Annotated in this window: 9 protein-coding genes; 6 read left to right on the top strand and 3 right to left on the bottom strand. The window is 73.2% G+C overall.

Annotated features, from left to right (window positions below; genetic code table 11):
• Positions 1-132 precede the first annotated feature (132 nt).
• Positions 133-2,625, bottom strand: a complete 2,493-nt coding sequence (locus tag IF02_RS0100250) for a SulP family inorganic anion transporter (protein WP_078621763.1) — start codon at positions 2,623-2,625, stop codon at positions 133-135.
• Between the two features lie 232 nt (positions 2,626-2,857).
• Between IF02_RS0100250 and IF02_RS0100245 the strand changes: the two genes are divergently transcribed.
• A complete protein-coding gene (locus IF02_RS0100245) occupies positions 2,858-4,165 on the top strand; it encodes a hypothetical protein (protein WP_030152697.1) in 1,308 nt (435 codons plus the stop codon).
• Here IF02_RS0100245 and IF02_RS0100240 read toward each other — a convergent pair.
• Complete coding sequence (locus IF02_RS0100240) at positions 4,119-5,207, bottom strand: ATP-binding protein (protein WP_234318044.1); 1,089 nt, start codon at positions 5,205-5,207, stop codon at positions 4,119-4,121. The two genes, IF02_RS0100245 and IF02_RS0100240, sit on opposite strands and share 47 nt — an antisense overlap.
• A 109-nt stretch (positions 5,208-5,316) precedes the next feature.
• Between IF02_RS0100240 and IF02_RS0100235 the strand changes: the two genes are divergently transcribed.
• Positions 5,317-6,138 carry a hypothetical protein gene (locus IF02_RS0100235; RefSeq protein WP_030152695.1) on the top strand — a complete coding sequence of 274 codons (822 nt, stop codon included), beginning with the start codon at positions 5,317-5,319 and terminating at the stop codon, positions 6,136-6,138.
• Positions 6,139-6,579: 441 nt separating this feature from the next.
• Here the strand turns inward: IF02_RS0100235 and IF02_RS0100230 are convergent, their stop codons facing one another.
• Positions 6,580-7,416 (bottom strand): HAD family hydrolase, encoded by an 837-nt coding sequence (locus tag IF02_RS0100230; protein ID WP_030152694.1) that lies wholly within the window; start codon positions 7,414-7,416, stop codon positions 6,580-6,582.
• A 528-nt stretch (positions 7,417-7,944) separates the two neighbouring features.
• On the opposite strand from IF02_RS0100230, the gene ssd reads away from it, so the two are divergent.
• Genes ssd through IF02_RS0100210 form a run of 4 tightly spaced genes read left to right on the top strand, consistent with a single transcriptional unit; the run spans position 7,945 to position 11,934 of the window.
• Positions 7,945-9,132, top strand: coding sequence for a septum site-determining protein Ssd (gene ssd / locus IF02_RS0100225; RefSeq protein WP_420708059.1), 1,188 nt, complete (start codon positions 7,945-7,947; stop codon positions 9,130-9,132).
• Complete coding sequence (locus IF02_RS0100220; RefSeq protein WP_030152690.1) at positions 9,129-10,277, top strand: TadA family conjugal transfer-associated ATPase; 1,149 nt, start codon at positions 9,129-9,131, stop codon at positions 10,275-10,277. Before ssd ends, IF02_RS0100220 begins: the two co-directional genes overlap by 4 nt.
• 14 nt (positions 10,278-10,291) lie before the next feature.
• A complete protein-coding gene (locus IF02_RS0100215) occupies positions 10,292-11,158 on the top strand; it encodes a type II secretion system F family protein (protein ID WP_037835297.1) in 867 nt (288 codons plus the stop codon).
• Positions 11,158-11,934, top strand: a complete 777-nt coding sequence (locus IF02_RS0100210) for a type II secretion system F family protein (RefSeq protein WP_030152686.1) — start codon at positions 11,158-11,160, stop codon at positions 11,932-11,934. The genes IF02_RS0100215 and IF02_RS0100210 overlap by 1 nt, the downstream gene beginning before the upstream one ends.
• Positions 11,935-11,980: the final 46 nt, after the last annotated feature.

Raw genomic sequence — 11,980 nt, 5'->3', positions numbered from 1 at the left:
GAGTGGCCCCTTCCCGCCGCAGGATGCGGGAAGGGGCCACTCTGTGACACGGATACCGGAGGGTACCGGTTCGTTCGTATCCATGATCCGGATCCGCCGGTCACGGCGATTCGGTCATCATCCGGTCATCTTTCAGGCGTGCTGGCCGACGTGCTGCCCGGTGTGGTGTCCGGCGGGCTCCTCGGCGTGATGTCCGGCCTGGTGACCCACACTGTCGAAGACCCGGCAGTCGAAGAAGTCCTCGCCTTCGGAGAGCAGGTACGCCTGGGCCTCGCCCACGTGGAAGTACATCCCGTGCAGCTCCAGCGTGCCCTCCGCGAGCCGTCGGGCCACCGCTTCGTGCGCGCGCAGGTGCTCCAGCTGCTGCACCACATTGGTCAGGCACAGCTGCTCCACGGCATCCGCCGGGAGCCGGCCCGCGATCCGGGCCCAGGCGTGGTGACGGCTGGCCATCCGCTCCAGGCTGGGCAGCCCGTGCCGCAGCCACCGGCGCAGCGGGGTCATCGGGGCCCCGGGCGTGGAGTTCAGCAGCGCCTGCATGGCCCCGCAGCCCGAGTGCCCGCACACCGTGATGCTGTCCACCTTGAGCACGTCCACCGCGTACTCGATGGCCGCCGCAACCGAGTCGTCCGTGGCCTCGGCGCCCGGCAGGGGGACCAGGTTGCCGACGTTGCGGACCGTGAACAGGTCACCGGGGCCGCTGGCCGTGATCATGCTGGTGACCAGGCGGGAGTCCGCGCAGGTCAGGAAGAGCTGCGAGGGCCGCTGCCCCTCCCGGGCCAGCCGGGCCAGCTCCTCACGGACGTGCGGCGCCGTGTCCCGCTGGAAGGCGCTGATCCCGCTGGCCAGTTGGCCGGCGCCGCGGCGGCGCGGGGCCGGGGTCGGGGCCGCCGCCTCCACGGCCTCCAGCGCGTCGGGAGCCGCGGCCGCGCCGGGGATCGTACGCTCGGCCGCCGGCCGGTGGTCGCAGTGGTTCATCCACGGGGTCCACGGGCGGCAGCACTGGTGCCCGCCGCGATGCCCGCCGCGGTGGGAGCGCTGCTCGACGCGGTCGGCCCGGTGTGCCTGGTGTCCCTGGTGTGCTTGGTGTGCCAGATGGGGCCGGTTGGCACGGTCCGCTCCGGTCATCCGGGCGGTGGAGCGGCCGGTGACCTCCAGCGAGCCCCCGTGCACCAGGTGGGCGTGCTGCCAGTCCTGGAGGGTCTCGTAGGCCGCGTGGTCCATGAACGAGCCGTCCAGCTCCACCACTACGCGCCCGCCGGGCGGGATCTGGTTCAGCACCCGGCTCAGCCGCGGCACCGCGAGGAAGGTCAACTGCCCGCGCGCCCACACCCGGTGGACCCCGTCCAGCACCTCCACCGTGATCCGGGTCCGGGCCAGCCGGTGCAGGGCGATCGCGACGGCCACCGCGATGCCGATGGCGACCCCCTCCAGTACCCCGCCGAGCACCACGGCCGCGATCGTCGTCACGTACACCGCGATCTCGCGGTGCCGGGTGACCGTGCGCAGATGCGTGGCGCTGACCATTTGCACGCCCAGCGCCATCACCAGGGCGGCCAGCGCGGCGAGCGGGATCAGGTCGAGGACCGGGACGAGGAGGGCGGCCGCGAGCAGGATCCAGAGCCCGTGCAGCATGACCGACCGGCGGCTGACGGCCCCGGACCTGACGTTGGCCACGCTCCGGACGGCCCCGCCCGCGACGGGCAGCCCGCCCAGCAGACCGGAGAGGACGTTCGCAGCGCCCTGTCCGCGCAGTTCCCGGTCGAGGTCGGCGCGCGGCGGGCGGTTGCCCGTACGCCGCTGCGAGGCGATCAGCTTGTCGGTGGCGACCGCGGACAGCAGGGATTCCACACTGCCGACCAGGGTGACCGTCAGGACCGCCGCGAGGATGCCGAGGACGGGACCCTCGGGCAGCTCGGGCAGGGCGTGGCTGCGCCAGGACGGCAGGTCCACCCGGGGCACGGCCAGCCCGGTCACCGCGGCGAACGCCGTGGCCGTGGCCACCGCGGCCAGCGCGGCCGGCACCTTGCGCAGCGCGAGCCCGATCCGCCCGGGCAGCCGCGGCCAGCCGAGCAGGACGACCAGGGTCAGGGCGCTGACGCCGAGCGCGGCCGGGTGCAGCTGCGCCAGCTGACCCGGAAGCCCCAGGACGTTGGCGAGGGCGGAGCTCTGCGGGGTGCCGCCGAGGACGATGTGCAGCTGGGCCAGCGCGATCGTGACGCCGACGCCCGCGAGCATGCCGTGGACGATGGCCGGGCTGACCATGAGCGCTGAGCGGGCGGTGCGCAGCGCGGCGAGCCCGAGCTGGCAGCAGCCGGCGAGCACGGTGATGGCGCAGGTCGTGCGCCATCCGTAGTGCTGGATCAACTCGGCGGTGACGACCGTGAGTCCGGTCGCGGGTCCGCTCACCAGGAGGGGGGTGCCGCCCAGGCGCCCGGCCACGATCCCGCCGACGGCCGCGGCCACCAGGCCCGCCTGGAGCGGGGCGCCGGTGGCGAGCGCGATGCCGAGGGAGAGCGGCAGGGCGATCAGGAAGACGGTCAGAGAGGCGGAGAGGTCGGCATGGAAATCGGCGCGGTGCCCCTTGTGTGGCGCGTCGTGGGCCGTGGGGGAGGTGGCTGTCATAGGTCCCGTCTCCTCTGCGGAGGGATGAAGCGGCGGGAGTCTCAACACTCAGTAAATGAAAGGTAATGGAGAGTAAAGGATCGCGATAGGGAATGGGGGCAAATGGTCTAGAAATTAGCGTCCAGGGGTGATTAAGCATTTTGTACGGCTTGTCACATCATCTTCACGGCGGACCGCATGGGACGTTGCGGCGCGGAAGACCCGCGATGGAACTGCGAGGAGAGGTGGACGGATGATCGCCGCCACGAAGAAGATCGCCGGCGGCCTGGTCGCCACGGCGCTGGTGCTGGGCGTCGCCGGGTGCAGCACCTCGGGACCCGCCAAGCCGTCCCCCGGGAGCCCGAACGGCAAGAAGGGCGCGGCGGCCCCGGAGGCCGCGCCCGGGAGCGTCAATCGGCTCATCGGCGACGGCTCGACGGCGTACACGGGTGCGCAGCCGAACGTGCGGAAGCCGGAGAAGCTGAAGCCCGGCGAGAAGCCGCCGCAGTTCGTGGTGTTCTCGTGGGACGGGGCCGGCGAGGACAGCCAGAAGCTCTTCTCGCACTTCCGCGAGGTCGGCAAGAGGTACAACGCCCGGATGACGTACTTCCTCAGCGGCGTGTACATGCTCCCGGAGGAGAAACGTTCCCTCTATACGGCCCCGCAGCACGAGTCCGGCCGCTCCGACATCGGCTTCGGCGATCTCCAGGGCATCAAGGACACGGCCGCGCAGGTCCGCGGGGCCTGGCTCGAGGGCAACGAGATCGGCACCCACTTCAACGGCCACTTCTGCGGCCCCGACGGCGGCGTCGGCACCTGGTCCGTCCCGGAGTGGAAGAGCGAGATCAACCAGGCCAAGTCGTTCGTCAAGAGCTGGAAGACCAACACGCCGGACCTCAAGGGCATGGAGCCGCTCCCGTTCGACTACGACAAGGAGCTCATCGGCGCCCGCACCCCCTGCCTCGAGGGCCAGAAGAACTTCATGCTGGCGGCCAAGGACATGGGCTTCCGCTACGACTCCAGCGGCATCAGCAAGCAGATCTGGCCGAAGAAGACGGACGGGCTCTGGGACGTCCCGCTCCAGCTGGTGCCCATGCCGGGCCGTGCCTTCGACACGCTGAGCATGGACTACAACTACCTGGTCAACCAGTCCGGTACGACCACGCAGGGCGACCCCTCGCAGCACGCGTACTGGGGCGAGCAGATGCGCGAGGGCCTCCAGCAGGCCTTCGACCGGGTCTACTCGGGCAACCGCGCGCCGCTGATCATCGGCAACCACTTCGAGTCCTGGAACGGCGGCACGTACATGAAGGCCGTCGAGGACTCCATCGAGTCGATGTGCACGCAGAAGGAGGTCCGCTGCGTGCCGTTCCGCGAGCTGGTCGACTGGCTGGACGCCCAGGACCCGAAGACCCTGGAGTGGATGCGCGGCCTCGACGTCGGCGAGGCGCCCAAGGAGGGCTGGACGAAGTTCCTGACGGCGGGGCCGCCGGCCAAGCCGGCCGCCCCCGCGGTCAAGCCGGCTGAGGAGCCGGCCGAAGAGGGTTCGAGCGAGGACTGACGAGGTCGGGGGCGGCCGGCCCGTCGAGGTCCTGGTCCGCCGGTCCGTCGAGGTCTCGGCCCGCCGGCCCGCCGTCGACGCTCTCCCGCAGGACGAAATCGGGGTCGACCTGGGCAGCCAGGTCGGCCCCGGTCTTGGCGTTCCCCCAGCTCTCCGCGTTCCGCAGGTGGAAGTGGACCATCTGGGCGGTGTACCGGTCCCAGTCGCGGTCGGCGTACGAGTCGTCGGCCGCGTCCTGGAGGGCCTGGAGGGCGAGCCGGTTGCTCGCTTCGAGCAGCTCGAACGCCGCCGGGCGGCCCTTCTCCATCGCCCGTACCCAGTCGGAGTGCCCGACGGTGACGAGCAGGTCCTCCCCGACCTCGTCCTGGAGGAACTCGATGTCGTCCGTGCCCTGCACCTTGTTGCCGACGACCTTGAGCGCGACCCCGAAGTCCCGCGCGTACTCCTTGTACTGGCGGTAGACGGAGACGCCCTTGCGGGTCGGCTCCGCGACCAGGAAGGTCATGTCGAAGCGGGTGAACATGCCCGAGGCGAAGGAGTCGGAGCCCGCGGTCATGTCGACGACGACGTACTCGTCCGGACCGTCGACCAGGTGGTTGAGGCAGAGCTCCACCGCGCCGACCTTGGAGTGGTAGCAGGCGACCCCGAGGTCCGACTCGGTGAACGGGCCGGTGGCCATCAGCCGCACGGGCTCCCCGTCGAACACCAGCGTGCGCGCGCAGGCCTCGTACACCGGGTTGTCCTCGGAGACGCGCAGCAGGCGTGATCCGGCGCCGGGCGGGGTGGTCTTGATCATCGTGTCGGCGGAGGCGATGCGCGGGTTGGAGCCCCGCAGGTACTCCTTGATCAGGGGCAGGTGCGCGCCCAGGGCGGGCAGCGCTGCGGCCTCGTCCTCGCCGAGTCCGAGCGCGGCGCCCAAGTGCTGGTTGATGTCGGCGTCCACCGCGACGACAGGGGCTTCATTGGCTGCGAGGTGGCGGATGAAGAGGGAGGACAGGGTCGTCTTGCCGCTGCCGCCCTTTCCCACGAAAGCGATCTTCATGTTCACCAAGAGTAGTGCTCCAGTCGCTTTGCGTGGTGCCGCTAAGTGAAGAAGACCACTCCAAGGAGGGGTCGGTGCCATGGAGGTGCAGTGCGTAGGCTCCTTACTTATGAGTAGCGCATCTGACCCGCTGGCCGCCCTGGGTTCGCTCCCGGGCGTCGCCGGATCCGTGGATTCCGTACGCAAGGCCGTGGACCGGGTCTACGGGCACCGGGTCATGCGCCGGCGCAGTGGGGAGATCACCTCGGAGGCTGCGCTGCGCGGGGCGCGCGGCAGCGCGGCGCTGTCCGGGGCGGACTGGGCGCTGGAGGAGGTGCGCCGCCGCACCGACTTCGGGGCGGAGGCGGAGGCGCGCACGGTGGGCGCGGCGCTGCGCCTGACGGCGGAGGCCGGGCAACTGCTGAGCATCTGGCGCCAGTCACCGCTGCGGGTGCTGGCGCGCCTGCACCTGGTGGCGTCGGGGTCGACGGCCGACGGTGACGTGGTGGGCCGGCCGCGGCTGGCGGGCGAGCCCGTGGACGAACCCTTCGTCACCCTGCCGCTGCCGAGCGCGGACGAGGTGGCGGGACGGCTGGACGGCCTGTCCCGGCTGATCATCGCGGGCGGCTCGGCCCCGGCGCTGATCACGTCGGCGGTGGTGCACGGCGAGCTGCTGGCGCTGCGCCCGTTCGGCTCGTACAACGGGCTGGTCGCGCGGGCGGCGGAGCGGATCGTACTGATCAACAGCGGTCTGGACCCGAAGGCGATCTGCCCGGCGGAAGTCGGCCATGCGGAGCAGGGCCGGGACGCGTACCTGGCGGCCTTCGAGGGCTACGTCTCGGGGACGGCGGAGGGAATGGCGGCGTGGATCGCGCACTGCGGCCGCGCGATCGAGCTGGGCGTCCGCGAGTCGACGGCGGTCTGCGAGGCGTTGCAGCGGGGAGCGGCGTAACCGGTCCCCGCACAGGGTTGCGGCGACACCGTCTAGCTTTGGTGTCGCCGCTGGCATTTACGCCCAGTTACCAAGCGTCCTCGATGGTTGCCCATCAGGCCGGGAGCTTTGCCCGTTACCTGGTGCGGCTGGCCCGTAATCGACGGGTCGACGTCGCGTGGGTGCTCGGCGTTCATGCTTCGGTCCGTGGGCCTTACTGCGTTTTAAAGATGATCCTCTCGGATGTTCTTTGGTCTCGCGGGCCGTTGACTCCTTTGTACTCCGCTTCGCTGACAAGCGGAACCCCTACCTACTTTTTTTACTTTCCAGGACACCGTGGGGCGAACTGGACAGCCGTCGTCGCCGCAGCTCAGAGCGCGTTCCCGCCCGGGCGCCCGCTGACCTCCCAAGCCCCGCTGGGGTATCCCGTCGGGGTGTGAGGCGCGGGCGCCGTACGGCGGGTCAGGCGGACGCGGCCGCGGCCAGTGCGCTGGCCCGCCGCCGGCTGGCGTACCAGACCAGCCCCGCGGTGGCGGCAGCCGCCCCCACCGCCGCCGCGGCCACCAACGCCGGCCGCGCCGGCATGGACAGCCCCGGCAGCCGCTGCTTCAGCCGCACCGGCCGGTTGAACACCAGCACCGGCCACTCCCGCGCCACGGCCTCGCGCCGCAACGCCCGGTCGGGGTTGACGGCGTGCGGGTGCCCGACCGCCTCCAGCATCGGGATGTCCGTCACCGAGTCGCTGTACGCGTAGCACCGCGCGAGGTCGTACCCCTCGGACTCCGCGAGCTCCCGCACCGCCTCGGCTTTGGTCGGCCCGTACGCGTAGTACCCGATCTCGCCCGTGAAGCAGCCGTCCTCGCCGATGACCATGCGCGTCGCGACGACCCGGTCCGCGCCGAGCATCTCGCCGATCGGCTCGACGACTTCGGCGCCGGACGTCGACACGATCACCACGTCGCGGCCGGCCGTGTGGTGGGCCTCGATCAGGGAGGCGGCCTCGTCGTAGATCAGCGGGTCGATCAGGTCGTGCAGGGTCTCGGCGACGATCTCCCGCACCTGCTGGACGTTCCACCCCTTGCAGAGGGAGGACAGGTACTCACGCATCCGCTCCATCTGATCGTGGTCGGCGCCGCCGACCAGGTAGATGAACTGGGTGTAGGCGGTACGCAGCACGGCGCGGCGGTTGATGAGGCCGCCCTGGTAGAAGGACTTGCTGAACGTCAGAGTGCTTGACTTCGCAATGACCGTCTTGTCCAGGTCGAAGAAGGCTGCGGTGCGGGGCGACGAGTGCGGCAAGGGCTGGATTTCCACGCCCCGAGCATATGCGCCCACCATTCGGCGTAAGGTGTGGCGCGTGGGTTTGCCTGAGAAGGCTCTCGGGTACACCATGGAAGTCACGGATCGTTCGCGACCGTGCTAACCCGGTCTGGCTCCTCCCCCCCCGAGTCGGACCGTGGGGACGACCCCCGCTCTCCCCCCCGGCGGGGGTCGTCGCATGTCCGGACGCGGTTTGCGTCCCTGCCTTCGGCCCCAAGTGACCATTCCTGCAGCCCTCCTTCCTCGGTGGGCCCTGCGTGGCGAAGGCCCTCACTTCTCCCAACTCGTGACGGAGCGTAGTGGTTCCAGCGCGCTCTGGAACTCACCTGTGGGGGTGATGGAGTTATTCACAGGGCTCCTGTTGTCCACAGTTTTCGAGCAAGATCCACGTCTTTTTCCGGATGGCCCCACGGTGATTCCAGCCGCGAAGTCCGCGGTGCTGGGATTTGCAGTGAGAAGGGGGCGGAGATCGTGGCTGGATCGAAGTCGTGTGAAGTGCCGGAGCGCGTGGAAGCAGGCGGAATCAGGCCATTGGGCGCTCCGGGCGGGGCTGTGCCCGGTGGCGGGCGGCCGCTGATCATCACCGAGGACCCGCTGCTGCTCGACGATCTGCTGCGGTTGTGCGCGGCCGCGGGCGCCGAGCCGCATGTGCACCATGCGGTGCCCGAGCAAAGCGGAGGCGGTGGCGGCGGAAGCGGCGGGAGGGGCGAGAGCGGTTCCGGAGCCGCCCTGGAGGCGGGCGGGAGCGTCGGATGGGAGTCCGCGCCGCTCGTGCTCGTCGGGGACGATGCCGCCCGCCGGGTGCGTGGCGCTCCGCGCCGGGGCGGGGTGCTGCTCGTCGGCCGGGATCTGGACGACCCCCTCGTCTGGCAGCGGGCGGTGGAGATCGGCGCCGAGGAGGTGCTCCGGCTCCCCGACGCCGAGAGCCGGCTCGTCGACCGCATCGCCGATGTGGTGGAAGGAGCCGGGAAACCCGCCCTCGCCGTCGGGGTGATCGGCGGCAGCGGCGGGGCCGGAGCCTCCACCCTCGCGTGCGCACTCGCCCTCCGGGCCGCCCGCGCCGGGGAGCGGACCATCCTCATCGACGGGGACCCGCTCGGCGGCGGCATGGACGTACTGCTCGGCGGCGAGAGCGCCGAGGGGCTCCGCTGGCCGGACTTCGCGGGCTCGCGGGGCCGGGTGGGCGCCGGCGCCCTGGAGGAGTCCCTGCCGGAGCTGCACGCGCTGCGGGTGCTCAGCTGGGACCGCGGGGACCGGGTGGTGGTGCCGCCCGCGGCGATGCGCTCGGTGCTGGCCGCCGCGCGCCGCCGGGGCGGGGTGGTGGTGGTCGACCTGCCCCGGCGGGTGGACGAAGCCGTGGCCGAGGCACTGGCGCAGCTGGACCTGGTGCTGATGGTGGTGCCGGGCGAGTTGCGGGCGGTGGCCGCCGCGGGCCGGGTCGCGGCCGGAGTGCGGATGGTGGCCCGGGACGTCCGCGTGGTCGTACGGGGCCGCTGTCCGGGCGGGCTCGACGCCGAGGCGGTGGCCGGGCTGCTGGGGGTGCCGCTCGCAGGGGAGGTTCCGGTCGAAGTGGGGCTCCCGGGGCGGGTCGCCGAGGGGGAACCGCCGGGCGGGCAGGGGCGGGGCGCGCTGGCCCGGTTCTGCGACGGCTTCTGGCGGCGGGCGCTCGGCCCCGCCCAGGGGGTGACGGCATGAGCGCGGTACTCCTCGACGCGGTGCGGCAGCGGCTCGCCGAGAGCGGGGCGGAGCCGACCCCGGCCCGGGTGGCGGCGGCCCTGCGGGCGCAGGGCCGACTGCTCGGGGACGCGGAAGTACTCGGCGTGGCCGCCGAGTTGCGGTCCGAACTGGTCGGCGCCGGCCCGCTGGAAGCGCTGCTCGCCGACCCGGAGGTCACCGATGTCCTGGTGGCCGCCCCGGACCGGGTGTGGGTGGACCGCGGCGGCGGGCTGGAGCTGACCGGGGTGACCTTCGCCGACGCCGAGGCCGTGCGCAGGCTCGCCCAGCGGCTGGCCGCCGTCGCGGGCCGGCGCCTGGACGACGCCCGGCCCTGGGCGGATGCCCGGATGCCCGACGGCACCCGGCTGCATGCCGTGCTGCCGCCGGTGGCGGTCGGCTCGGCCTGCCTGTCGCTGCGGGTGGTGCGGCCGAGGGCGTTCACGCTCGACGAGCTGGTCGAGGCGGGCACGCTGCCGCCCGGCGGGCAGCGGCTGCTGCGGGACATGGTCGAGGCCCGGCTGTCGTTCCTCGTCTCCGGCGGCACCGGCACCGGCAAGACCACGCTGCTCAGCGCCCTGCTGGGGCTGGTCGGCCCCGGCGAGCGGATCGTCCTGGCCGAGGATTCGGCCGAGCTGCGCCCCGACCATCCGCACGTGGTGCGGCTGGAGACCCGGCCGGCCAACCAGGAGGGCGCGGGCCTGGTCACCCTGGCGGATCTGGTCCGCCAAGCGCTGCGGATGCGCCCGGACCGGCTGGTCGTCGGCGAGGTCCGGGGCGCGGAAGTGGCCGATCTCCTGGCGGCTTTGAACACGGGTCACGAAGGCGGCTGCGGCACGGTCCATGCGAATGCCGCCGCGCACGTGCCGGCCCGGCTGGAGGCGCTCGGGACCTCCGCGGGGCTCGACCGGGCCGCCCTGCACAGCCAGTTGGCGGCCGCGCTGACCCTGGTGGTCCATCTGGTGCGGGACCGGGCCGGGCGGCGCCGGGTGGCCGAGGTGCACGTGCTGGAGCGGGACGCCGCCGGGCTGGTGGTCACCGTACCGGCGCTGCGCTGGTCCGCCCGGGGCTTCGCCCGGGAGCGGGGCTGGGAGCGGCTGCGTCCGCTGCTGCGGGGTGCGCGGTGAACGGGGCGGCCGCGGTGCCGCTGCCTTTGTTCGCCGGGGTGCTCTGCGCGGGGACGGCCGCCTGGGCGCTGGCCGGGGGAGACCGGGTGTCCCGGCGGGCCCGGGTGGTGCTGGCCGGGGGCGGGCCCGTGGTGCCCCGCGGTCCGGTGCGCCGGGAGCGGCTGCTGATCGCGGTGCGGGTACGGGCCGCGCGGTGGCGGGAGTGGTCCTGCCTCGGGATCGGGCTCGTGGTCGCGCTGCTGGGCGGGTCGGTGATCCCGCTGGTGGCGGGCGCGGCGGCGGTGCCGCTGGTGCGGCGGTGGCTGCGGGGCCGGCAGCGGGAGCGGGAGCGGGGTGCCCGGGCCGCCGGGGTGATCGCGCTGTGCGGAGCGGCGGTGGGCGAGCTGCGGGCGGGGGCCCAGCCCGGACAGGCGCTGACGGCGGCGCTGCGGCGGTCGGCCGCGGGGCCGGGCGGTCCGGGCCCGGCGGAGGCGGCGGTGCTGGCCGCCGCGGCCTTCGGCGGGGACGTCCCCGCGGCGTTGCGGCAGGCGTCGCGGGAGCCTGGGGCGGAAGGGCTGGCCGGGATGGCCGCCTGTTGGTCGATCTCGGTGGACGGGGGCGCGGGGCTCGCGGCCGGACTGGACCGGCTGGAGGGGGCGTTGCGGGCCGAGCGGGACCGGCAGGAGTCCCTGCGGGCCCAGTTGGCGGGTGCCAGGTCGACCACGGGGGTGCTGGCCCTGCTGCCACTGGTCGGCCTGTTGATCGGCACCGGGCTCGGAGCGGATCCGCTCCGCGTGCTGCTGCACACCCCGGTCGGGTGGGGCTGTCTGCTGGCGGGCGGGGTGCTGGAGGCGCTGGGGCTGCTGTGGTGTCGGCGGATCGTACGGGCGGGGGAGCGGTGATGGGCGGCTTCGTGATCCACAGGCTGGGGATGGCGTTGTGCCTCGCGGTGGCGGTGCTGTGCACGGCTTCGGCGGTGGCGGCCCGGGTCCGGGCGCGGGCGGCCCGGCGCAGGATCGCCGCGCTGCTGTCGGCGGAACCGGAGCATCGGGCGCCGGTGTTCGGGCCCGGGATACGGGCGGCCGTGACGGTGTGGGCGGGCCCGGCGGGGGCGCTGCTGGCGGCCTGGGTGCTGGTCGGCGGGGTGCTGGGAGTGTTGGCCGGCTGCGGGGCGGCGATCGGGGTGTGGCGCTGGCAGCGGCGGGCGCGGCCGCCCGCCGGGGTGGATCCGCGGGATGCGGAGCGTCAGCTCCCCTTCGCGGCCGATCTGTTGGCCGCGTGCCTCGCGACCGGTGCCGCGCCGGTGGAGGCCGCCGAGGTGGTGGGCGAGTCACTGGGCGGTCCGGTCGGCGAGCGGCTGGCGCTGGCCGGGGCGGAGCTGCGGCTCGGCGGCGAACCGGGCTCCGCGTGGGGGAGGTTGGCGGAGATACCGGGAGCCCGGGTGCTCGCGGAATGCCTGGAGCGGGCGGCCCGTACGGGAGCCCCGGCCGCGGAGCCGGTCTCCCGCCTGGCGACGGCCCTGCGCGAGGACCGCGCCCGGCGGGCCGGAGCCCGGGCGCAGCGGGCGGCGGTGCTCGTCACCGCTCCGGTGGGGCTGTGTTTCCTCCCCGCGTTCCTCGCGGTCGGAGTGGCCCCGGTGGTGATCGGAATGGCCTCCGGTCTTCTCTCGGCCGCCTGAAGTCACAACAGAAACTCCGGAAGCTCGGCTCTCAGGTCGGCCCTCA

This window comes from Streptomyces sp. NRRL S-244 (assembly GCF_000717915.1).
GTDB lineage: Bacteria > Actinomycetota > Actinomycetes > Streptomycetales > Streptomycetaceae > Streptomyces.
The sequence above is the reverse complement of the archived record's forward strand: the minus strand, read 5'-3'. Positions and strand labels throughout refer to the sequence as shown.